Origin of the sequence: Rhizobium sullae (genome assembly GCF_025200715.1) — a bacterium.
GTDB classification, from domain to species: domain Bacteria; phylum Pseudomonadota; class Alphaproteobacteria; order Rhizobiales; family Rhizobiaceae; genus Rhizobium; species Rhizobium sullae.
The window spans coordinates 1,633,872-1,655,024 of record NZ_CP104144.1 but is presented as its reverse complement, the minus strand read 5'-3'; the positions used below and the strand labels follow the sequence as shown (position 1 = coordinate 1,655,024).

Genomic DNA, 21,153 nt, shown 5'->3' with positions numbered 1-21,153 from the left:
TGTCAATGCCGTTCAGCGATAGCTGACCGACTTCAGCTTGATCTCATTGCCGGCCTGGACATCAGGCGTGTAATTCACGTCCGATGCGACACGGGCGATCGTAACCATATGAAAGAGAGGTACGATGTTGACCGCATCGACAGCGATGTACTTGAACGCCTCCTGGAACAGGCGCTTGCGTTCGTCACCTGTGGCCTTGGAAGCGTCTGAGATGATTGTGTCGAGCTTCGGATCGACGATCGACGACGTGTTGCCATCGCTCGTGAAACGGTTCGGCAGCGTGAACACCGCATCGCCCTCGGTATTGTCGATCTGCGTCTGCAGGATCGAAGGCTGACGGTCCTTGGCCCAAGGCTTGAGCAGCTTCTTCAGCCAGGGGCTTGTTTCGAGCATCTCGAGGCGGGCGTTGAAGCCTGCATCCGCCAGCATGGCTTGAATGGCTTCAAGACTTTCGGATGAGTTCGGATAGATGCCGATACGCCCGTAGATGACGATTTCCTTGTCGACCGGGACGCCATCCGCCCGCGCGGCCTCAAGGAGAGACTTGGCCTTTTCCGGATCGTAGGTCCAGGCAGGAATGTCGGGATTGTATCCGAACACCGACGGCGTCACGACCTGCATCGCTTTTTCAGCATTCTCATGGAAGATCGTGCCGATGAGGCCGTCGCGGTCTATTGCAAGGTTGAGCGCCTCGCGTACGCGCCTGTCATTCAGCGGCGCCACGTCCTGATCGATCCTCAGCAATGATGTTTCCGCATTCGGGAAAGCATGATCGTGATCGCTGGTGCCGTCCTGCGGAGCAATCTCATAGGCTATTTGGGCTTCTCCCGTCTCGACCATCGCGGCTCGGACGGCTGACTCGGCGCGCCAGATGACGGTTGCGTTTTTGATCGACGGCTTGTCGGACCAGTATCCGTCATAAGCCTGCAGAGCGACTGATTGGCCTGGCAGCCATTCGAGAAGCTTGAAGGGCCCGGTCCCGACCGGCGCCCGCGTTTTGGCATCGTTCGGCATATCCGGTGAACCGATATCCAGCGCGGCCATCTTGTTCGGAAGGATCGGTTCTATGACATCGGTCCGGATGATGATCGTTGTTGGATTGACCACTTCGGGCGACAATTTGACGCCCTTGAGCGTTGCGAGTCCGACTTCGCAGGCGAGTGCAGGGTCCTGCGCACGCTTTAGCGCCGCTGCAACAGCATTGGCGTCAAAAGGCTTGCCGTCATGGAAAGTCACTTTCTCACGGAGCTTGAATTCCCAAGTCAGATCATCGACCTGCCGCCAGTCGGTGGCGAGACTTGGCGTCACGGTCCCGTCAATCGGGCTCAGGTTGACGAGCGTCTCCGTGATATTGTTGCGCAGGATGCGCGAATTGCCTGAGAGATCCGTATCGCAGGGATCAAGTGATTTTGGCTCATCGGTTACCACGACAGTCAACGTGTCCGACGTGGCGTGCGCCGGGATTGAAACGTTCGCTGCGAGTGAAAATGCCGCCAGACCGACCTTTGCGGCCTTGGTGATGGATATCATGTTCATGGGTGCCTCCTCGTTCCAGCCATTGACATCGCATCCGGAGCAATGCCGCATTCGTAAATGCCCCCCGTTTCAAGGCTGCCGTCGCAGCATCATGCAAGTGGCTTTACTTCCTCCAACAACTGCGTAGTGTCAAATGTGACACCTGTTCCATGAGGATGCTTAGGTGCGGTCACGATGTCAACAGAGAATAATTCATATAAGGAATGCATAGTTCATGAATGAACTTAAACATGGCTCTCCAGTCGTGGAAAAGACGGCGCATCTTCTCGAGGCCGTCGCCGATGCCAAGACGGGAATTTCTCTTGCAGATCTAGTCGACCGGCTAGGCGTGCCGCGCTCGACCGTTTATCGCATCCTGAATTCACTGGCGGCCCACGGTCTTGTCGCCCGCGTCAACGGCGGGGCATCGTACGAGCTTGGCCCCAAGTTCATCGAACTCGCACGGCGTATTTCACCCGGCGCCGACAAAGCAATGCTTGTCGAAGCGGCCAAGCCGATCCTGACCGCGGCAGCAGACCGGATCCTTGAATCCTTTAAGCTGGCCACGCCGGAGGGGGGTGAAATGATGACGATTTTTGCCGCTCCAAGCCCCGGCGACTACTCGATTTTCATCAAAGTCGGTGGCCGCTCGCGCAAGCATGTTGGCGCTGCCGGCAAGCTCGCGCTCGCCTACTCAGATTATAGTGAAATCGAGGCATATTGCGCAGCCGGGCTAGAAGCTAAGACGCCCTATACAATCACGAATCCCGATGCGCTAAAGGAAGCGCTCGTCGAGATTCGCCGCAACGGATATGCGGAGGATAATCAGGAGTCCAATCTGGGGCTGCGCGCTTTCTCAGCCCCGGTATTCGATTCAGAAAGCCGCCTCGTCGCTTCGATCAGCGTGCCGTTCATCGGGGAGGCGACCCCAGACCGCGCTCGGGCAATCAAGCGAGAGGTCCTGGACAGCGCTGCGATGCTGACAAGGGCGATTAACGGTGTTCATCCTATTTCCAAATAAGAAGAAGAGATGTCCCTATTGAACTTTTTATCCCGTATGGTAGTTCTGGATCACTAGACAATGGAGGAATTGATGACAGCGCTGGAACCATTGGTTTATGCAAAGTTGTTGCGGACGAATTCAGCGAGTCTCAGCACGCTGCTTTTGAAGCGGGGTCTGAGGAATACGGCTGTTCGCGGCGTCCGGCCACTTTCCAATGTCAACAAACCAATGATCGGCCCGGCTGTCACGGTGCGCTACATTCCTGCCCGAGAAGATATTGATGGATCGACCTATAGCTCAGACCCGTCGAATTACCAGCGCAAGGCAATCGATACGATTGCGGACGGCCACATTCTGGTGTTCGACTGCCGCTCGATGGCCGAAGTCGCTGGTATCGGTGCAATGCTGGCTCGGCGCCTTATCTACCGGAACGCTGCAGGCGTGGTTCTCGACGGCGGCGTTCGCGATACGGCGGATATCGCCAAGCTTGGTCTTCCGACCTATTGTATGGGGCCTGCGGCACCGGCCAATCTAGTGGCACATCATGCTTCAGATATGAACCAGCCGATCGCCTGCGGTGGTGTCGCCGTCTATCCGGACGATATTATCTTCGGCGACGGTGAGGCTGTCATCGTCATTCCGAGAAAATATGTGGAAGAAATCGCTGATGAAGCCGTCGCGATGGAAGAACAGGAAGAGTTCCTGAAGTCGGAGATTGAATCCGGCAAATCGACGCTCGGTGTCTACCCGCCCAACGCCGAGACACTGGAGCGCTATAGGGCCTGGAAGCAGGCGCGCGCAGAGGTGATTTGAGCAGCAAGCGCTCAGTCAGCCCATGGAAAATGAGCCGCAGACACGGCTAGTGCGTCAAGCAACACCGTCGTCTTTCGAAATCGCCAACGCTGCCGCTTTATGCCCGGCTCTACTGAATCTGACTGAGGTGCAGCGACACGCTCTGGTTCGGCGGGCCTAGCGTCTGAACGATCTGCTTTTTTGCCAAACTTTGCCAATCCATGTCATCATAGTTACATGGAGGTCGGTAATCGCGACAATGAATGTATCCTTACCCGATCCGATGAAAGACTGGGTCGAGGCACAAACCACGACGGGCCGCTACGCCAATGCGAGCGATTACGTGCGCGACCTCATTCGCAAAGATCAGGAACGGAATGGCAAGATTGACGCGATGCCGCGTTTTGTTGATGAAGGCCTGAAAAGCGGCGTGGGCAATAGGTCCAAAGACGAGTTTTTCGCGGCGGCGAAGGCGAAAACTGACAAGCTGCAAGGCAGTTGAGAATGGGCTTTCGCCTATAGCGTCAATTCAGCAGACCGAGCCGGCGCAGCGGCAACAGGGCCGCACGCAGTCCGTTCCTGCCTGAAGGACAGAACAGGCCTTTTGTCGCGTAATTTCTGGATTTCACACATTGTGAAAGACGATCTCAGGCCAGGCCGAGGAAAACGGCCAGCGAACGGATGACGCAAAGCATGGTTTCGTCATCGAGCCGCCCGAAGGGCCGGCCGACCTTGTCGCGTTTCACCGACATGGCCTTGTCGATCATCACTTGCGACGGCTTGCGTAGTCCGTTCTCGGACGTGGGTCGCACTGTAGGCCGGATCAAAAGGGCGTCCACTAAAGTCCCCGACACCAGCAGCACCGTCGCCGTGCCGGTGTCCTCGAACTGATCGGCTTGGATGATGAGGGCGAGTGCGGCTTTCCGACGGCCCCGGCATGGCGACGGCAACGAAATCGCCACGCCTCACGTGTCGGCCTCGTCATCCAGATCAGCAAGGGCGGCATCCATGAAGGCGTCCAGATCGCGGTCGGCGGCATCAGCCGCAGCGATGGCCCGTGACTGGCGGCGGCACTCGTCGTCGAAGAGCGGCGACGCGTATCCTGAACCCATATCCGCACCGGGCGCAATCCAGCAGCCCGCAGCGTCCCGGCGCTTCTGGACTCTTTGGGTGACAGGCGTTCGCACTGTGGAATCTCCGCACAATCTGTTACATGTAACAAAAAGGCAGAACGGCGGGCCGTCAAGCTGAGTGTCGCAAAAGTCGGCCGCGAAAGGTGTCTTTTTTACACCTGACTTTTGCGGCAGAATTTGCCCTTAAGAAACTAGGGCAACTGATTTTGTCGGCGCAATGTGGGGAAGATCCAAACGGCACATCTGGGGGAATATTGATCCGGTATCGACAAGGGCATCGTAAAGCGCCTCGACGCGTGTTGCGTCGTCCTGAGCTGCTAAGATTGCGTCTAGTCGCGGACCTAGGGTGGGACCGACAGTCCAAGGGCCGTTCCGAACCATTCGCCATCCGGCCAATATCGCCGCTCCTGGAGGAAGCTCAATTCCATCAGCGATCGGACAATTCTCGCGGCGATCAGCACCGACCAAAGCGTATCGCCCGGTTCGACCGTGCGTCTGCGGCTTGCATACCGCTTTACACCCATCCGATCGCTTCGAACCATAAATCCGGAACTCAGTGGGCCAGAACTCATCACTAAGTGGAATCCTGGATGTGGATTGATTCTAGTCGGAGTGGGAGACATACAGAAAGCGCGGCTCGCTGTTGCCGGCAATCACGACGGCTGACAGGCGTCCGGTGCGGTAGGCGCCTGTGTCGATTGCTATCCGGTTCGAATGGATTTCCGGAAGTTCGGAGTCTGTGATCGTGTGCCCATGCACCACGACTTTTTCGAGTGGCTCGGGGGCATCGAGGAAGTCTTCGCGTATTTCGCGAAGATCGTCCTCGTTCTGTTCGGTAAGCGGTCTCTTCGGATCGATCCCGGCATGGACGAGGCAATAGCCGTTCACGATGACCATGTCCGCGGCCTGATTTAGCAATGCCAGATGATGCGCGTATCGAGGAAGCAGCATATCTGGCAGCTCTCCTGCCCAGCCCGGCATGCGGTGGGTATACGACCGAAGGGTCGCCTTTCCGCCGAGGCCTGACACCCAATGATCAAGAGCGAGATCGCCGAGATGATTATTCAACGCCTCGCGGAACAGGTAGTCGTGATTTCCGAGAATGAGTTGCGATCCCTCACGCTGCTGAAGGGTCCCGTGCACGAGTTCCATTGCCCGGCGGCTTTCCGGTCCTCTGTCGACGATATCGCCAAGGAAAACGATCCGCGGCTTCGCACCGCTTTTGTCCGCGTCTTCGTCAATTGTCGCTAACAGAACTTCGAGCAAGCCGGCCATTCCATGAACATCGCCAACGGCATAAACAGGGCGGGACGCAGAACTGGCTAACTCGATGATTTTCATTGGCAGACTCGGACGCAGCACATTCCCTTCTCATCTGAGACGGTGCCGCTGTGCTGACAAGGGATGGAGCTCTGTGAGTTCTTGTTGTGGTGTACGAAACGTCAATCCTTCACGTACACTCTGTCATGCGTCACATTGAAGGACAGTTGGCCGAAAGCAGATTGGCCCCAAGGCTTGTGCTGCTCTGTGGCGCGCCGTATCTTAGAAAGAAGTCAGGCGCCCGCGTGCCAGCGGTTGAAGCCTCCTGTGCGTAAATCTTGCCCCAACAGGAACGAAAGCATGAATATCGATAGGATTTTGCGGTCTGTCGTGGCCGTTCGCGCCTCAATTCCCGAAGATGCCTTCACGGCGACGACGCTGGGCACCCAAAGGGAGGGGAGTGGCGTGGTGATCCGGGAAAATGGGTTGGTGCTCACGATCGGCTATCTGATCACCGAGGCCGAGGAAGTTTGGCTGACACGCAATGACGGGTATGTCGTTCCGGCTCATGCCCTTGCCTACGATCAGGAAAGCGGCTTCGGTCTGGTACAGGCGCTTGGGTCGCTTGACGTTCCCGCATTGGATTTTGGCGATGCGGCTGAAGCGCAGCTCGGTGCTCCGGTCATGCTCGCTGATGGGATCGGTCAGTTCGTGCAGGCCCAAATTGTCGCGAAGCAGGAATTCGCCGGCTACTGGGAATACTTGCTGGACGAGGCGATTTTCATCGCGCCGGCCCACCCCTCCTGGGGAGGTGCAGCACTCATCGGCTCCGACGGCAAGCTTCTGGGCGTTGGCTCGCTTCGCCTGCAAATGAGCCAAAGGGGAGAGAGTGCCGACATCAACATGATCGTGCCGATCGACCTGCTGCCGCCAATTCTTGATGACCTCCTCACCCGCGGCCAAGTCAACAAGCCACCGCGCCCTTGGCTCGGGGCCTTCTCTGCCGAAAGCAACGGCGACGTCGTCGTGATGAGTGTGGCCGAGGGAGGGCCGGCGGCCCAAGCGGGCTTGCGTCAGGGCGACATCATCTCGGAGATTCGGGATGGGGAGGTTGACGGCCTTGCCGATTTTTACCGCAAGCTCTGGAAGAGCGGTCCCGCTGGCGTGGAGATCCCCATGAGAATATTGCGCGACGGCCGCGAGGCCTGGTTGCGTATCAAGTCGGCCGACCGCAGCAGCTTTCTTAGAAAGCCGCAACTACAGTGAGGCGACGGCGCCGGTGGTTCGGCGCCCGCAACAACGCGCGCAAAGTCCGCTTGACTCATGAACGCATCGGTGGGCTAAATAGTAAATCGGTTTACTAAAGCGGTTTACAGGCTGTCATGGCGAATGAACGAGTTACGAGCCTGAAGGACGTCGCGGGTGCTGCTGGCGTTTCCGTGACGACGGTTTCTCGGCTGCTGAACGGCTCGCTGGCACTTCCCCACGAGACGAGGAAGCGGATCGAGGATGCGATCCGCGACCTCAACTATCAGCCCAATCCCCATGCGCGGCGCCTGAGCCGCGGCCGCTCCGATACGATCGGCCTCGTGGTGCCTGACATCGCCAATCCGTTCTTCGCGACGCTGGTGGCAGCGGTTGAGGAGGAGGCGGATCGCCGCGGGCTTGCCGTTTCGCTCTATGCGACTTTGAACCGACCGGGCCGCGAGATCGTCTATCTTCAGCTTATCGAGCGCAATCATGTCGATGGATTGATCTTCGTCACCAACCATCCGGATGACGGACAGCTTGGTGCGCTCATCAATCGCACCGGCAAGGTCGTCGTCGTCGACGAAGACGTACCAGATGCACTGGCGCCGAAGCTCTTCTGCGACAATGAAAGGGGCGGCTATCTCGCGGGGCAGCATCTTGCCGAAACGGGGCATTGCCGCATCCTGTTCGTAGGGGGGCCCGAACGGATGATTAGTGCTCAGCGCCGGTTCCATGGGCTCGAAAGGGGCGTGCGCGAACGGTGGGGCGCTGATGCCACCTTCCTCAATTACAAGGGCGAATACACCGTTGCCTTCGGGCGGGAAGCTGCCAAGCGCTTTATCGGCGAAGGAATGCCTGCCAGCGCAATCTTCGCGAGTTCGGACGAGATCGCCATCGGCCTCATCGAAGTCTTGCGCGGTGAGGGCGTTTCGATCCCGCAAGACGTATCGGTCATCGGTTTCGATGACGTCGGGCCGCTGCATCTTTTTGCGCCGCCGCTGACGGCCATCCGCCAGCCCGTTCGGAAGATCGGCCAGCGCGCACTCTCGCTGCTTCTTGAGACGAACTGGCAGGAGCGGACTCCGTCCTCTCAGGAGGAACTCCTGCCGGTCGAAATCGTTGTGCGGAATTCCGTTGCGCCGCCTGCGAAGCCATAAATGCAATGGACAAAAAAGAACCAGAGGATGAGAACATGAACCGGACGATCAAACGCAGAACATTTACAGTCGCACTCGGCTTCACGGCACTGGCAGCCGCCTCGCTCGCAGGGCTTGGCGCAAAGGCGCAGGAAAAAACCTTCGCGCTGGTGCAGATCAACCAGCAGGCATTGTTCTTCAACCAGATGAACGAGGGCGCCCAGAAGGCGGCTGATGCCGCAGGCGCAAAACTCGTGATCTTCAACGCCAACAACGATCCGGCTGCCCAAAACAGCGCGATCGAAACCTACATCCAGCAAAAGGTCGCCGGCCTTGCTGTCGTTGCCATCGACGTCAACGGCATCATGCCGGCCGTCAAGCAGGCGGCAGACGCCGGCATCCCCGTCGTGGCGATCGACGCCATCCTCCCCGACGGCCCGCAAAAAGCACAGATTGGTGTCGACAATGCCAAGGCCGGCGCCGACATGGGCAAGTTCTTCCTCGACTATGTCAAGGCAAACATGGACGGCAAGGTGAAGATCGGCGTCGTCGGCGCGCTGAATTCGTTCATCCAGAACGTCCGCCAGGAAGGCTTCGAAAAGACATTAGAAGGTGTCTCCGGTATTGAAAAGGCAGGCGTAGTCGACGGCCAGAACATCCAAGACAATGCGCTGGCCGCCGCTGAAAACCTGATTACCGGCAATCCGGACATGACGGCGGTCTATGCGACCGGCGAACCGGCGCTGATGGGCGCCATCGCAGCTGTTGAAAGCCAGGGCAAACAGGACACCATCAAGGTGTTCGGCTGGGATCTAACCGCCCAGGCGATCGCCGGCATCGACGCAGGTTACGTCGCAGCCGTGATCCAGCAGGATCCGGCAGCCATGGGTGCTGCTGCCGTCGATGCCTTGAAGAAGATTTCGGACGGCGGTTCGGTCGAGAAAAACATCGCCATTCCGGTCACCATCGTCACCAAGGAGAATGTCGAACCTTATAGGGCCGTTTTTAAATGATCGCGCATGGACAGCACTCAAGCGCTGTCTCCGGGGCCGGGGGAGCCATGCTCTCCCGGCAGTCCGGGGAGGCGGGAAGACTGCCGCGCGTGTCGCTTCGCGATATCCGCAAGACCTTCGGCTCGCACCAGGCGTTGCGCGGTGTCGACCTCGACCTCTATCCCGGCGAATGCCTCGGGCTTGTCGGCGACAATGCAGCGGGTAAGTCAACACTCACCAAGATCGTCTCCGGGACCTATATTCCCGACGGCGGAACGATCTCGATCGACGGGGAGGAGGTACGGTTTTCCGGCCCCGCCGAGGCTCGCTCGCGCAATATCGAGATGGTCTTCCAGGACTTGAGCCTCTGCGATCATATCGATGTGGTCGGTAATCTCTTTCTCGGCCGAGAAATCACCAAGGGTCCTTTCCTCGATCGTGCGACAATGCTTGCCGAAGCGCGCAAGATGCTCGACGCCTTGGAAATCCGTATCCCGAGGTTGACGGCCAAGGTCGAAAAGCTCTCCGGCGGCCAGCGCCAGGCAATTGCAATTGCCCGCGCCGCTTCCTTCAACCCCAAGGTCCTGATCATGGACGAGCCGACTTCAGCACTTGCCGTTGCGGAGGTGGAAGCCGTGCTTTCGCTCATCAATCGCGTCAAGGCGAAGGGCGTTTCGGTCGTGCTCATTACCCATCGTCTGCAGGACCTTTTCCGTGTCTGTGACCGTATCGCTGTCATGTATGAGGGCACCAAGGTCGCCGAGCGCGATATCGGCAAAACCAATCTCGAGGATCTGGTAAAGCTCATTGTCGGAGGGGAAAGACAGTGACAGTCTACACTGAACGCGCCAAGGGCTCGCCGCTTGCCGATTTCGTCAGCGAACATGCGCAGGTCCTTTCGATCGCCTCTTTCTTCCTCGCCTGCATGGTGTTCTTCTCGATCACCACCGACACATTCATGACGGCCGGGAACATACTGAACGTCATACGCCAGGCGGCGCCGATTCTCGTCGTGGCAGTCGCCATGACCCTGGTCATCGTCACCGGCGGAATCGATCTGTCGGTGGGCTCGCAGGTGGCGCTCGTCAATGCCGTGGCGGCGATCATCCTCGCCATGGGTTATCCCTGGCCTGTCGTCGTCTTCGGTATGCTGGCCTTTGGTGCGCTGATGGGTCTCGTCCAGGGATGGTTCGTCGCCTACCAGGGCATTCCGGCCTTCATCGTCACGTTGGCGGGGCTCTCCATCCTGCGCGGCCTGGCGCTTTATCTGACCCAGGGATATTCGATCCCGATCAAGGACGTCCCGGGCTTTTTCTGGCTGGGACGCGGCCAGCTCGTGGGGCTGCCGGTGCCGGCGTTGATCGCCATTCTCGTCGCTGCCATCGGTTATGTCGTAATTTCCTCGACAAAATATGGACGGCAGGTCGTGGCGGTCGGCTCCAACATGGAAGCGGCCCGCCGCGTCGGCATGCCGGCGCAATGGATCGTCGCCTCCGTCTATCTCGTCTCCGGCGTGGCGTCGGCATTGGCCGGATTATTGATCGCTGCACGTCTTGGCTCCGGATCATCGAACGCGGCCGTCGGCTTCGAATTGCAGGTGGTCGCGGCCGTGGTGCTCGGTGGCACGTCGCTGATGGGCGGTCGCGGTACGATCCTCGGCACGGTACTCGGCACGCTGACCATCGCGGTGATCGGCAATGGACTCATCCTGATGCATGTCTCACCGTTCTTCACGCAGATCGTCACCGGCGCGATCATCCTCCTGGCGATCTGGCTCAATACCCGCATCTTCACCACCAGATTCCGTTTCGGCGGCAAGGGAAAGGGCTGATCGATGGCAGCCGAACTCTCTGAAGGCCATCTTCGATCCGGCAACGTGATGACCGTTGCCGGACCGGTTCCGGCCGATGAGCTCGGCGTCACGCTGATGCACGAGCATATCCTCAACGACTGCCGCTGCTGGTGGCATGCGCCGAAGACGCCGGAGCGGCAATATCTCGCCGACGGCTTCGTGTGCATGGAAATCCTCGGTGAGCTCCGCCAGGATCCGTTCGTCAACAAGCACAATATAACGCTGGACGACGAGGCGCTGGCGATCGTCGAGCTCAAGGATTTCGCGAGAGAAGGCGGCAGGACGGTCGTCGAGCCGACATGCCAGGGCATCGGCCGCGACCCGCTGGCGCTCCGACGCATAGCCAAGTCGACGGGGCTCAATATCGTGATGGGTGCGGGCTACTATCTCGCCTCGTCGCATCCGGCCAAGGTGGCGGGCATGGGTGTGACGCAAATCGCCGACGAGATCGTCCGCGAGGCGATCGAGGGTGCTGACGGCACGGATGTGAGGATCGGCCTAATCGGCGAGATTGGCGTTTCTTCCGATTTCACAGCGGAGGAAGAAAAGTCGCTGCGCGGTGCGGCCCAGGCTCATCGCCGCACAGGCCTTCCACTGATGGTGCATCTGCCCGGCTGGTTCCGACTCGGCCACAAGGTGCTCGACATCGTGGCGGAAGAGGGCGGCGATCTTCGCCACACCGTACTTTGCCACATGAACCCGTCGCATGACGATCTCGGCTATCAGAGCGAGATCGCGTCGCGCGGCGCATTCCTGGAGTATGACATGATCGGCATGGATTTCTTCTATGGGGACCAGCAGGTGCAGTGCCCGAGCGACGAGGAGGCCGCGCGCGCCATCGCCAGGCTCGTGGGGATGGGGCATGGCGACCGCGTCCTGCTCTCCCATGACGTCTTCCTGAAGATGATGCTGACGAAATACGGCGGCAACGGCTATGCCTATATTCTCAAACATTTCCTGCCGCGCCTGAAACGGCATGGCCTCGATGACGCGGTCATCGGCCGGATGATGCGCGACAACCCGCGTTCGGTCTTCCAAGCCTCTGCCTGACGGCCGGAACTCCTCAAAGAAACGGTAAGATACGGTAAGACAATGACAAAGAAAGTGCTCCTCGTCGGTGAAAGCTGGGTCAGCTCGGCAACCCATTACAAGGGTTTCGACCAGTTCGGCAGCGTCACCTTCCATCTGGGCGCCGAGCCGCTGGTAAAGGCGCTCGAAGGCAGCGAGTTCGAACTGACTTATATGCCGGCGCATGAGGCCGTCGAAAAATTCCCCTTCGAAATGGCCGGGCTCGACGCCTATGATGCGATCATCCTTTCCGATATCGGGGCAAACTCGCTGCTGCTGCCGCCAGCGGTCTGGTTGCATTCGAAGACGGTGCCGAACCGGCTGAAGCTCATCAAGGCCTGGGTCGAAAAAGGCGGCGGCCTGCTGATGGTCGGCGGCTACTTCTCGTTCCAGGGCATCGACGGCAAGGCGCGCTGGCGCCGCACGCCGGTTGAAGATGCCCTGCCGGTCACCTGCCTTGCCTATGACGACCGCGTCGAAATGCCAGAGGGCTCGACCGCCGTTGTGCTGAAGCCGGAGCATCCCGTCATGGCCGGCCTTGACGGCGAATGGCCGCTGCTCCTTGGCGTCAACGAGGTGGAACTGCGCGACCGCCCCGATGTTGAGGTGCTTGCCCGTCTGCCAGAGGATCAAGGGAGCCATCCGTTGCTGGTAATCGGTTCGCACGGCAAGGGCCGCACGGCCGCCTGGACCTCCGACATCGGCCCTCACTGGCTGTCGCCGGCTTTCTGCGAATGGAAGGGCTATGGACGCTTGTGGATCAATCTTCTTGCCTGGATGACGGAGGCGCGCTGAAGGATCAGCCGGCGAGAATGGAATGAAGCTCGGCCTTGGTGGGAAACGCAGATCGGGTTCCCCGTCGGCTGACGGTGAGGGCAGCGGCGGCGGTCGCGTGCCTTACGGCGCGTGCGTCGAGCGGCACGCCCCGCAAGGCAGCAGACGCGAGCGTGACGCCCATGAACGTGTCGCCAGCACCTGTCGTATCGATGACGCTAGCGGGTGTCGCCGGGATCGTCAGCGCGCCGCTTTCGCTTGCCAGCATCGCGCCTTCGCCGCCGAGGGTCAGGACCACGTGTTTGACCCCCGCGGAGATCAGGGCCGAGGCGGCAGCTTGGCCTGCGGCTCCGGTCAGGCTCTCGGCCTCGCCTTTATTCAGAAAGGCAATATCGATGAGCGGCCAGAGGCCGGTGAAGAAGGGGCGAAGGGGGGATGGGTTGAAGGCTGTGAGCAGCTGGCGATGCCTGGCTTCTTCAAGGATGCCGCGGGTAACCTCGTCGGTGAGATTGCCTTGCAGAACGAGGAGATCGCCGGGGATGCTTTCGGCAAGCGGAGTGACCGCCTCCGCAAGCGTCAGCGAACCGGCCGAATCCGTGGTCGTGACAATGGCGTTCTCACCGTCGGGGGTCGTGAAGATGATGGAGAAATCGCTTGCCTTGCCGGCCAGCTGGATCAGTCTGGCCTCGACTGGCTCTTCGGCCAACTGGCTGCGGATGGTCTCGGCGCGAAAATCTTCGCCGACGGCCGCAACCAGCGTAACGGCAAGGCCTGCGCGGCCCATCACCACGGCCTGGTTCGCACCCTTGCCGCCCAGATCACGGGTCTCCTCGCGGCCAAGGATCGAGGCGCCTGCCTCTGGCATGGCCGATACGGAAATAGTTTCGTCCACTGTGACGTTGCCGATGACATAAGCACGCATAACTGGCTTTCGAAAAGGGAAACAGATGCAGGAAATATCCGACAAGACCTCAAGCGCCATACGGGAAATATTCGGGACTGACAAGGCGCTGATCGGCATGATCCATTGCCCCGCCTTCCCCGGAGCGCCGCGCTATCGTGGTGAGGAGATGAACGCCATCTACGACGCCTGCATGCGTGATGCGGAGGCCCTGATTGAAGGCGGCATGCATGGCCTGATCATCGAAAACCATGGCGACATCCCTTTCTCGAAGCCGGAGGATATCGGCCCCGAGACCGCGGCCTTCATGTCGGTCATCACCGATCGCATCGCCCGCGCCGTCGGCGTCCCCCTCGGGATCAACGTCCTCGCGAATGCGCCGATCCCATCGTTCGCAATAGCCATGGCCGGCGGCGCGAAGTTCATCCGTGTCAACCAGTGGGCCAATGCCTATGTGGCGAATGAGGGTTTCATGGAAGGACGCGCGGCTGAAGCGATGCGTTACCGCTCCATGCTGCGAGCCGAACATATCCGCGTTTTCGCCGACAGCCACGTCAAGCACGGCGCCCATGCCATAACGGCCGACCGCACGATCCAGGAGTTGACCCGCGACCTCGCTTTTTTCGATGCCGATGCCGTCATCGCCACCGGCCAGCGCACCGGCAGCACGGCGAGCATCGAGGAGATTGAGGAGATCGGCGCCGCCACCCAGTTGCCGTTGCTGGTCGGGTCGGGTGTCAGCAAGGAGAATATCGTCGAGATCCTAAAGCGTACCAACGGCGTCATCGTCGCGTCGTCGCTGAAGCATGGCGGCGTGTGGTGGAGCCCGGTGGACATCGAACGGGTCAAGGCTTTCGTCGCCGCGGCCGCACCGGCATTGAAGTGATGAGCCGCACGTTGGAGAGCCTTTCGGACCAGGTCATCCGGGAAAACCGCGCCGTCTTCGAGGCGATGGTCAGTCACCGCTTTGTCGAGGACATCAAGGCGGACCGGCTGTCGAAGGAAGTCTTCGACCGGTACCTTGTTTACGAAGGCGACTTCGTAGACACGGCCATTTCGATCTTCGCCCACGCGATGGCCGAGGCCGCGACCATCGCGCAGAAACGGTGGCTGATCGGCGTGCTGGATGCGCTTGCCAATCAGCAGATCGCCTATTTCGAGAAGACGTTCAATTTGCGCAGGATCGATCCCTCCGCCTTCGACACCAATCGTCCGGAGGTGGCAGCCTTCCGCGACGGCATGCTGGAATCTGCAAGGTCCGGAAAATTCCTCGATACGATCGCCGCAATGTTCGCAGCCGAATGGATGTACTGGACCTGGTCCAGGCAGGCCGCCGAGTGCCGGATCAGCGATCCGTTGCTCAAGGAATGGGTGGACCTCCACGCACACGAGGATTTCGCCGCCCAGGCGCGCTGGTTGAAGACCGAACTGGATCTCGCGGGCGACAGCCTCGATCCTGCCGAACGCACTCGGCTCAGCGCCATCTTCGGCCGGGTCCAGCAGCTGGAGATCGACTTTCACAACGCGGCTTACCTTTAGTTGGAATGCCCATGACACAGAAAGTCTGCATTGATGGCGGGCGCCTGCCGGCGCGCGGCATGCGCATTGTCCATCCCACGGATCGATCGACACCCGCCGATCAGCCTGGTACGAGCACCCGACAGCATCTCAGTTTTTCTGGAAACACGTCAAAGACGCCTGGTTGAGTCACCGCGCACGAATCTCGGCGTCAGGATGAGTTCCTGCGGCGGCGCGGCGGCTCCCTCGGAGCTCTGGATTCTTGCCAGCAGGCGCTGTGCCGCCAGTTCGCCGAGCTTTTGGGCGTCCTGCACCACCATGGTGATGCGGGGCGTGATCACGCTGCTCCAGGGCACGTCGTCGACCATCGCCAGCGACACGTCGTCCGGGCAGCGGAAGCCCATCTCCTGCATCACCTGAAGCGCTGCAAGACCCATCATGTTGTTGGCGCCGATGATGGCGGTCGGCCGATCGCGGCGGGCGAGCAGGCGCATCGCTTGCCTGTAGCCGCCCGTCCGGGTGTAGCCCCCTTCGACCACCAGCGAAGGGTCGACGTCCACGCCGGCACCGGCCATCGTGTCCATATAGCCTTTCAGGCGCTCGTCGGCGGTGTGCAGACCGGCCGGGCCGGAGATGAAGGCGATGCGTCTGTGGCCGAGCTGCAGCAGGTGTTCCGTCAGGATGGCGGTGGTGAGCGGGTTGTCGGAGCCGACGAAATCGCGCTCGGCGCCTTCCACCTTCTGGTCGAACATCACGATGGGTATCTTGAAGTCGCGCAGGAATGCGGCGTAGTCGTTCCCGCGCCCGTTTGCAGCCAGCACGATGCCGGCCATCCTCTGCGCTTCCAGCCGCTCCAGCAACGCCCGCTCGAGGTCCGCCTTACCGGAGGAGTCGGCGATCAGGACGAAATAGCCGTTGTCCAGCGCCTGGTGTTCTATCTCGCGGCGGATGTCGCCAAAGAACATGTTGCCCAGATTGGCCGAGACAAAGCCGATCAGCGAGCTGCGTCCCCGTGCCAGGGTCTGGGCCACCGGGTCGATACGATAACCGGTTGCTTTTACGGCCTGCTGGATGCGGTCGAGCGTCTCGATCCCGACCCGCTTCGGGCTGTTCAGCGCGAGCGAGACGGTCGAGATCGAAACTCCCGCAAGGCGCGCGACATCTCGGATGGTTGCCATTATGATCGAACCGGTTCTATGACGCTCTTGTGTCAGATTCTGTTCGCCTATGCAACACATGGATCTTGATTATCCCGAAGCTGCAAGGAAATTTCTTAGAATTTCGCAATCCTTGATTCCTGCTTGACAGCTAAGAGGGCAAGGACGATTATCAAATGCCGAACCGGTTCGATAAGGATGCTGAACTGGAAACAAGGGAGGAGAGGCCTGTGGCGATTGCGGTGCGTCAGTCGGGGAGCCCGGCATTCGGGGAGGTGGACAAGCATGCGTGGTTCAGCCACGACCGTCTGGGCCTGTTCATCCATTGGGGTCTCTACGCTCTAGGCGCCCGGCACGAGTGGTTGAAAAACCGCGAGGAACTGACCGACGAGCAGTACCAGCGCTACTTCGACAATTTCGATCCCGATCTCTATGAACCCAAGGAATGGGCTCGCCGGGCCCGTCTCGCCGGCATGAAATATGTCGTGGTGACGACCAAGCATCACGAGGGCTTCTGCCTGTGGGACAGCAAGGTGACGGACTACAAGGCGACGAACACGCCTTGCGGCAAGGACCTGCTGACCCCGCTGGTCGAGGCGTTCCGCGCCGAGGGACTGAAGATCGGCTTCTACTATTCGCTGATCGACTGGCACCACCCCGACTTCCCGATCGACGTCCATCATCCGCTGCGCAACCACCCCGACGCGAAAGCGCTGAATGCCGGCCGCAACATGGCCAACTACACCGCCTACATGCACGAACAGGTACGTGAGCTTCTGACCGGCTTCGGCCGCATCGACATCATGTGGTTCGATTTCAGCTATCCGCGACGGGAATATCGCGGCCTGCCCGGCAAGGGACGCGTCGACTGGGAGAGCGAGCGGCTGGTTGGGCTGGTGCGCGAGTTGCAGCCAGGCATCATCGTCAATAACCGCCTCGATTTGCCGCTCGACGGCGACAACCTGCCCGACATTGTGACACCGGAGCAGTACACGCCGCGCGTCGCGCCCGCCATCGCTGGCCGGCCCGTGCGCTGGGAGGCTTGCCATACCTTCAGCGGTTCCTGGGGCTATCATCGTGACGAGGATAGCTGGAAGAGCCCAGAACAAATCATCAAGCTGCTCATCGATTCCGTCGCCATGGGAGGCAACCTGCTGATGAATGTCGGCCCGACCGGCCGCGGTATGCTTGATGCACGCGCGATCGCTGGGCTTGAGGTCTACCAGAATTGGATTTCAGTGAACGGGCGCTCCATCTACGGGGCAGGGCCGTCCGACTATCCCGTGCCGTCGGGCTGCCGCTATACCCAGCGCGGCAACCGCCTCTACCTGCACATCTGCAACTGGCCTTTCCGCCACATCCACATCGAGGGTATCGCGGACAGGATCGCCTATGCGCAGTTCCTGCACGACGCCAGTGAGGTGCGCTGGCTCAGCCACATCAAGGAGGTGGATTCCAATATCGGCGTGACCGTGCCGGAAGGTGTGATCACGCTCGAACTGCCGGTACGGCGGCCGGACGTTACTGTTCCGGTGATCGAGATCGTCCTGAAGCCGTAGCGTTCGAGCATTGCTTGTCCATTGCATTCATGGAGGGAGGAGAAAACCCATGAAGGTTCTGAAGAAAGCGCTATTGCTTGCCGCAATCGGCGGCAGCCTCTTTGCTACGGCTGCAACCGCCGATCAGGTCAATCTGACCTGGCAGATGTGGACCGCCTCCGAAACCGACACCAAGACCTGGCAGCACTTGGCCGACATGGTAAGTGCCAAGCACCCAGACATCAAAGTGACGCTGCAGACCGCCGGCTGGGTCGACTACTGGACCAGGCTGCCGGTGTTGGCAGCGTCGGGCCAGCTGGCCGACATTGTCTCCATGCAATCATTGCGCATGTCGAACTTCTATTCGCTGCTCGAACCGCTCAATGCGAGGATAGAGGCGGACAAATTCGACCTTGGCGCCTTCACCCCCTCGATCATCGGCGGCATGTCGGTTGACAAGGAGCTTTACGGCCTCCCTTACGATGTCGGTCCATGGGTGATCTATTACAACCAGGAGGCTTTCGAGGCCGCCGGCATTCCTTTGCCGAAACCGGGCTGGACGCTTGCCGAGTTTACCGATGCCGCAAAGAAGCTCACCAAGGACGGCAATTACGGCTTCGGTGTCGCCCCGGTCAACTATTCGGTCATGGCGTCCGCTTGGGGCGACAAATACGTCAACGACGCCGGACAGCTCGACCTCGTCAATCCGCGCGCGATTGCCGCAGCCGACAGGCTGATCGGCTTTGCCGCCAAGGATAAGATTGCGCCGCTTGTGCCGTCAGGCAACGATGCCGGCACGGTCATCCAGGGCCGGTTCAATTCAGGCAATATCGCCATGTATGTCGACGGTCCCTGGTCCATCATTGGCATGAAAGACGAGGTCAAGTTCAAGGTCGGTCTCACCACCCTGCCGCGCGACGAGGGCGAGCTGGCGGCCGTTACGGCGGGCTCTGGTTTCGGCATTTCCACCACCAGCCAGAACAAGGATGCGGCCTGGAAGGCGATTCAGGTGCTTACGAGCCCTGAAGCGCTGTCGTACCTTGCCGAGAAGGGGCGTGCGTTGCCGGCGCGCACTGCCGCGCAATCGTCCTGGTACCAAGTGGCGGCCAAAGACATCACCAATGGCGGCGAGGCCCTCGACTACTCCTTGGCGCACTCCATACCCTACGCGATCACCGACAATTGGGCGGCGGTAGAAAACCTCTTCAACCAGTATTTTCCTCCCGCCTTCGCCGGCAGTGTCGACGCCAAGCAGACGATGGAGACCATCCAGAGCCTCGCGCAACAATAGCTCTCGCCCCGGCAGGAATTGCCGCGCATGGAGGAAAACATGTCGCAAAGCGCCGTCGCCGAAGTTCCCGTGCAGCCCGTTCAGCGGCGGCGCTTTTTGAAGCCAGACACGCAGACGGCCATGCTGTTCCTGCTGCCAAGTTTCCTCGGATTCATGGCCTTCATGGCCTTGCCGATCGCAGCGTCGTTGGCGCTCAGTTTCACCAATTGGCAGTTGATCTCGACGCCGTCCTTCGCCGGCTTTCAGAATTATGTCCGCCTCTTCACCGTTGATCCGGCTTTTTATACCGTATTGCGCAACACACTACTCTTCGCCGTCGAGTATCTCACGCTGAACATCATCGTCTCGCTGACGCTCGCTGTATGGATATCGAGCCTGAGGCATGGCAAGGCGATCTTCCGGGTGATCTTTTTCCTGCCGACGTTCACTCCGACGATCGCAGCGTCGGTGGTGTGGCTGCTCATCTTTACGCCGGATGGACTGGCAGACAGCCTCATCCGTTCGCTTGGCCTCGGCCTGCCCAATTTCCTACTCAGCACGACCTGGGCAATGCAGGCCATCGTACTCGTCACTCTGTGGGCGAATGTCGGCTACAATGTCGTGATGTTCAACGCCGCGCTCGACCTTGTGCCGAGGCACTACATCGAGGCTGCGACAATCGACGGCGCCAACGCATGGCAGCGTTTCTGGCGCATCCGCCTGCCACTGATCTCGCCGACGATCTTCTTCGCCACCGTGATGACGGCGATCACTTCGCTGCAGGTGTTTGATGAAATCTACGCGATGACTCGCGGCGGTCCGGGCTCGGCGACGGCCACGCTCGGCTTCGCAATCTACCAGAAGGGATTCGCCAACTTCCAGATGGGCTACGCTTCGGCGCTGGCCTGGGTGATGTTCATCATGATCATGGCGTTGACCATCTTGCAGTTTCGTATGCAGCGCAAATGGGTGCACTATGGCGACTAGGCCGGACCTGTTACGCCCGAATTCCGTATCGCGGAACAGAGCCCTGCGGCGCATTGGCACCTTCGTCAGTTATGCCGCGCTTTCGCTGATCGCCATGCTTTTCCTCTTCCCGTTTTTCTGGATGGTGTCGAACGCGGTTCGCTCCAACACGGAAGTGCTGGCCGTGCCGGTTCGCATTCTGCCGCAGGAATATCAATGGGGAACCTTTGTCGAAGCATTGGTCTCACTGCCGTTTGGAACCTTCCTGTTCAATTCCTTCGTAGTCGCCAGCGGCGTCACGGCGATCGTGATTGCGGTGTCCTGCCTTTCCGCCTACTCATTCGCGCGGTTGAAATTTCCCGGCCGGGAGGGGCTGCTGCTGGCTTATCTCGGCACGCTGATGATCCCGCAGGTGATGCTGGTCATCCCGCTCTTTCTGGTGGTCAGCAAGCTCGGCTGGGTCAACACCTATCACGGCATGATCATGCCTGTCGCGTTCGGCTCCTTCGGCACGTTTCTGTTGCGGCAGTTCTTTCTCGGCATTCCCAAGGATCTCGATGAGGCGGCGATGATCGATGGGGCTTCGCGCCTGCGTATCCTGGTTACGATCATCGTTCCGCTCGCCATGCCGGCCATCGGCCTGCTGGCGCTTTTCACCTTCATGGGGCAGTGGAACAGCTTCCTGTGGCCGCTGATCGTCACCAACGGCATGGAGAAAGCCACGCTGCCTCTCGGGCTCACCTTGTTCCAGACACAACAGGGCACCTCGTGGAATTACATTATGGCAGGCGCGGCGATCTCCATGCTGCCGGGCATCGTCCTGGCCGTCGTGCTGCAGAGGGTAATCTACCGGGGCGTCACCATCGGCTCCGGCTTCGGCGGGCGTTAATTCCAGCAACCCAATTCCGTAGCTCCGCGCTTGTTGGCTAGGCGAGCAAGGTTATGAAGCGCAATCTCGCTGAAACAGATGGATTGGGGCGCTATAGGATACTGTTTTCCCGTGCCAAAGCGCGTTCGCGCTTCTATT

General features: G+C 59.9%; 21 protein-coding genes and 2 pseudogenes. 16 read left to right on the top strand and 7 right to left on the bottom strand.

What is annotated here, in order from left to right:
* Nucleotides 1-12: 12 nt before the first annotated feature.
* Nucleotides 13-1,536: an ABC transporter substrate-binding protein gene (locus N2599_RS28600; RefSeq protein ID WP_027510426.1), complete on the bottom strand. Its 1,524-nt coding sequence runs from the start codon at nucleotides 1,534-1,536 to the stop codon at nucleotides 13-15.
* A 214-nt stretch (nucleotides 1,537-1,750) separates the two neighbouring features.
* Here N2599_RS28600 and N2599_RS28595 point away from each other — a divergent pair, with 214 nt between their 5' ends.
* From N2599_RS28595 to N2599_RS28585, 3 genes are all read left to right on the top strand, one after another.
* Nucleotides 1,751-2,536: an IclR family transcriptional regulator gene (locus N2599_RS28595; RefSeq protein WP_027510425.1), complete on the top strand. Its 786-nt coding sequence runs from the start codon at nucleotides 1,751-1,753 to the stop codon at nucleotides 2,534-2,536.
* 72 nt (nucleotides 2,537-2,608) lie between these two features.
* Nucleotides 2,609-3,331 (top strand): ribonuclease activity regulator RraA, encoded by a 723-nt coding sequence (locus tag N2599_RS28590; RefSeq protein WP_027510424.1) that lies wholly within the window; start codon nucleotides 2,609-2,611, stop codon nucleotides 3,329-3,331.
* Nucleotides 3,332-3,560: 229 nt separating this feature from the next.
* Nucleotides 3,561-3,812 (top strand): type II toxin-antitoxin system ParD family antitoxin, encoded by a 252-nt coding sequence (locus N2599_RS28585; protein WP_027510423.1) that lies wholly within the window; start codon nucleotides 3,561-3,563, stop codon nucleotides 3,810-3,812.
* Nucleotides 3,813-3,957: 145 nt separating this feature from the next.
* Here N2599_RS28585 and N2599_RS28580 read toward each other — a convergent pair.
* From N2599_RS28580 to N2599_RS28565, 4 genes and pseudogenes are all read right to left on the bottom strand, one after another.
* Nucleotides 3,958-4,279: pseudogene (locus N2599_RS28580) on the bottom strand (type II toxin-antitoxin system PemK/MazF family toxin).
* Nucleotides 4,276-4,497, bottom strand: a pseudogene (locus N2599_RS28575) (antitoxin MazE-like protein). The pseudogenes N2599_RS28580 and N2599_RS28575 overlap by 4 nt, the downstream one beginning before the upstream one ends.
* 287 nt (nucleotides 4,498-4,784) lie before the next feature.
* Entirely contained in the window at nucleotides 4,785-4,967 is a 183-nt protein-coding gene (locus N2599_RS28570) for a DUF4037 domain-containing protein (protein ID WP_027510422.1), read from the bottom strand.
* A 79-nt stretch (nucleotides 4,968-5,046) separates the two neighbouring features.
* Nucleotides 5,047-5,709: a metallophosphoesterase gene (locus N2599_RS28565; RefSeq protein ID WP_157814324.1), complete on the bottom strand. Its 663-nt coding sequence runs from the start codon at nucleotides 5,707-5,709 to the stop codon at nucleotides 5,047-5,049.
* Between the two features lie 354 nt (nucleotides 5,710-6,063).
* Here N2599_RS28565 and N2599_RS28560 point away from each other — a divergent pair, with 354 nt between their 5' ends.
* The 7 genes from N2599_RS28560 to N2599_RS28530 all read left to right on the top strand — a co-directional run bounded on the left by N2599_RS28560 (nucleotide 6,064) and on the right by N2599_RS28530 (nucleotide 12,797).
* Nucleotides 6,064-6,969 carry a S1C family serine protease gene (locus N2599_RS28560; protein WP_027510421.1) on the top strand — a complete coding sequence of 302 codons (906 nt, stop codon included), beginning with the start codon at nucleotides 6,064-6,066 and terminating at the stop codon, nucleotides 6,967-6,969.
* 116 nt (nucleotides 6,970-7,085) lie between these two features.
* Nucleotides 7,086-8,111: a LacI family DNA-binding transcriptional regulator gene (locus N2599_RS28555; RefSeq protein ID WP_027510420.1), complete on the top strand. Its 1,026-nt coding sequence runs from the start codon at nucleotides 7,086-7,088 to the stop codon at nucleotides 8,109-8,111.
* 35 nt (nucleotides 8,112-8,146) lie between these two features.
* The gene (locus tag N2599_RS28550) at nucleotides 8,147-9,103 is read left to right on the top strand and encodes a substrate-binding domain-containing protein (RefSeq protein WP_027510419.1); all 957 of its coding nucleotides are present in this window, start codon (nucleotides 8,147-8,149) and stop codon (nucleotides 9,101-9,103) included.
* Entirely contained in the window at nucleotides 9,100-9,912 is an 813-nt protein-coding gene (locus N2599_RS28545; protein ID WP_027510418.1) for an ATP-binding cassette domain-containing protein, read from the top strand. Before N2599_RS28550 ends, N2599_RS28545 begins: the two co-directional genes overlap by 4 nt.
* Nucleotides 9,909-10,913, top strand: a complete 1,005-nt coding sequence (locus N2599_RS28540) for an ABC transporter permease (protein ID WP_027510417.1) — start codon at nucleotides 9,909-9,911, stop codon at nucleotides 10,911-10,913. Before N2599_RS28545 ends, N2599_RS28540 begins: the two co-directional genes overlap by 4 nt.
* 3 nt (nucleotides 10,914-10,916) lie before the next feature.
* On the top strand, nucleotides 10,917-11,984 hold the full coding sequence (locus N2599_RS28535; RefSeq protein WP_027510416.1) for a phosphotriesterase family protein: 1,068 nt from the start codon (nucleotides 10,917-10,919) through the stop codon (nucleotides 11,982-11,984).
* Nucleotides 11,985-12,026: 42 nt separating this feature from the next.
* Entirely contained in the window at nucleotides 12,027-12,797 is a 771-nt protein-coding gene (locus N2599_RS28530) for a glutamine amidotransferase (RefSeq protein WP_027510415.1), read from the top strand.
* Nucleotides 12,798-12,801: 4 nt separating this feature from the next.
* Here the strand turns inward: N2599_RS28530 and N2599_RS28525 are convergent, their stop codons facing one another.
* Nucleotides 12,802-13,698 (bottom strand): PfkB family carbohydrate kinase, encoded by an 897-nt coding sequence (locus N2599_RS28525; protein WP_027510414.1) that lies wholly within the window; start codon nucleotides 13,696-13,698, stop codon nucleotides 12,802-12,804.
* A 25-nt stretch (nucleotides 13,699-13,723) separates the two neighbouring features.
* Here N2599_RS28525 and N2599_RS28520 point away from each other — a divergent pair, with 25 nt between their 5' ends.
* Nucleotides 13,724-14,563, top strand: coding sequence for a BtpA/SgcQ family protein (locus tag N2599_RS28520; RefSeq protein WP_027510413.1), 840 nt, complete (start codon nucleotides 13,724-13,726; stop codon nucleotides 14,561-14,563).
* Nucleotides 14,563-15,216: a TenA family protein gene (locus N2599_RS28515; protein WP_037142076.1), complete on the top strand. Its 654-nt coding sequence runs from the start codon at nucleotides 14,563-14,565 to the stop codon at nucleotides 15,214-15,216. Before N2599_RS28520 ends, N2599_RS28515 begins: the two co-directional genes overlap by 1 nt.
* Before the next feature lie 149 nt (nucleotides 15,217-15,365).
* Here N2599_RS28515 and N2599_RS28510 read toward each other — a convergent pair whose 3' ends face one another.
* Nucleotides 15,366-16,373 carry a LacI family DNA-binding transcriptional regulator gene (locus tag N2599_RS28510; protein ID WP_027510411.1) on the bottom strand — a complete coding sequence of 336 codons (1,008 nt, stop codon included), beginning with the start codon at nucleotides 16,371-16,373 and terminating at the stop codon, nucleotides 15,366-15,368.
* Nucleotides 16,374-16,582: 209 nt separating this feature from the next.
* On the opposite strand from N2599_RS28510, the gene N2599_RS28505 reads away from it, so the two are divergent.
* Genes N2599_RS28505 through N2599_RS28490 form a run of 4 tightly spaced genes read left to right on the top strand, consistent with a single transcriptional unit; the run spans nucleotide 16,583 to nucleotide 21,015 of the window.
* Nucleotides 16,583-17,911 (top strand): alpha-L-fucosidase, encoded by a 1,329-nt coding sequence (locus N2599_RS28505; RefSeq protein ID WP_027510410.1) that lies wholly within the window; start codon nucleotides 16,583-16,585, stop codon nucleotides 17,909-17,911.
* Between the two features lie 49 nt (nucleotides 17,912-17,960).
* Nucleotides 17,961-19,181, top strand: coding sequence for an ABC transporter substrate-binding protein (locus tag N2599_RS28500; RefSeq protein ID WP_027510409.1), 1,221 nt, complete (start codon nucleotides 17,961-17,963; stop codon nucleotides 19,179-19,181).
* A gap of 39 nt (nucleotides 19,182-19,220) precedes the next feature.
* Nucleotides 19,221-20,147 (top strand): carbohydrate ABC transporter permease, encoded by a 927-nt coding sequence (locus tag N2599_RS28495; RefSeq protein WP_037142097.1) that lies wholly within the window; start codon nucleotides 19,221-19,223, stop codon nucleotides 20,145-20,147.
* Nucleotides 20,137-21,015, top strand: a complete 879-nt coding sequence (locus N2599_RS28490) for a carbohydrate ABC transporter permease (RefSeq protein WP_027510407.1) — start codon at nucleotides 20,137-20,139, stop codon at nucleotides 21,013-21,015. The genes N2599_RS28495 and N2599_RS28490 overlap by 11 nt, the downstream gene beginning before the upstream one ends.
* Nucleotides 21,016-21,153: the final 138 nt, after the last annotated feature.

Bases quoted from the DNA above. Each gene is read 5' to 3' on its own strand.
- N2599_RS28600 (WP_027510426.1), bottom strand. From the start codon at position 1,536: ATGAACATGATATCCATCACCAAGGCCGCAAAGGTCGGTCTGGCGGCA.
- N2599_RS28595 (WP_027510425.1), top strand. From the start codon at position 1,751: ATGAATGAACTTAAACATGGCTCTCCAGTCGTGGAAAAGACGGCGCAT.
- N2599_RS28590 (WP_027510424.1), top strand. From the start codon at position 2,609: ATGACAGCGCTGGAACCATTGGTTTATGCAAAGTTGTTGCGGACGAAT.
- N2599_RS28570 (WP_027510422.1), bottom strand. From the start codon at position 4,967: ATGGGTGTAAAGCGGTATGCAAGCCGCAGACGCACGGTCGAACCGGGC.
- N2599_RS28560 (WP_027510421.1), top strand. From the start codon at position 6,064: ATGAATATCGATAGGATTTTGCGGTCTGTCGTGGCCGTTCGCGCCTCA.
- N2599_RS28555 (WP_027510420.1), top strand. From the start codon at position 7,086: ATGGCGAATGAACGAGTTACGAGCCTGAAGGACGTCGCGGGTGCTGCT.
- N2599_RS28550 (WP_027510419.1), top strand. From the start codon at position 8,147: ATGAACCGGACGATCAAACGCAGAACATTTACAGTCGCACTCGGCTTC.
- N2599_RS28545 (WP_027510418.1), top strand. From the start codon at position 9,100: ATGATCGCGCATGGACAGCACTCAAGCGCTGTCTCCGGGGCCGGGGGA.
- N2599_RS28535 (WP_027510416.1), top strand. From the start codon at position 10,917: ATGGCAGCCGAACTCTCTGAAGGCCATCTTCGATCCGGCAACGTGATG.
- N2599_RS28530 (WP_027510415.1), top strand. From the start codon at position 12,027: ATGACAAAGAAAGTGCTCCTCGTCGGTGAAAGCTGGGTCAGCTCGGCA.
- N2599_RS28525 (WP_027510414.1), bottom strand. From the start codon at position 13,698: ATGCGTGCTTATGTCATCGGCAACGTCACAGTGGACGAAACTATTTCC.
- N2599_RS28520 (WP_027510413.1), top strand. From the start codon at position 13,724: ATGCAGGAAATATCCGACAAGACCTCAAGCGCCATACGGGAAATATTC.
- N2599_RS28515 (WP_037142076.1), top strand. From the start codon at position 14,563: ATGAGCCGCACGTTGGAGAGCCTTTCGGACCAGGTCATCCGGGAAAAC.
- N2599_RS28510 (WP_027510411.1), bottom strand. From the start codon at position 16,373: ATGGCAACCATCCGAGATGTCGCGCGCCTTGCGGGAGTTTCGATCTCG.
- N2599_RS28500 (WP_027510409.1), top strand. From the start codon at position 17,961: ATGAAGGTTCTGAAGAAAGCGCTATTGCTTGCCGCAATCGGCGGCAGC.
- N2599_RS28495 (WP_037142097.1), top strand. From the start codon at position 19,221: ATGTCGCAAAGCGCCGTCGCCGAAGTTCCCGTGCAGCCCGTTCAGCGG.
- N2599_RS28490 (WP_027510407.1), top strand. From the start codon at position 20,137: ATGGCGACTAGGCCGGACCTGTTACGCCCGAATTCCGTATCGCGGAAC.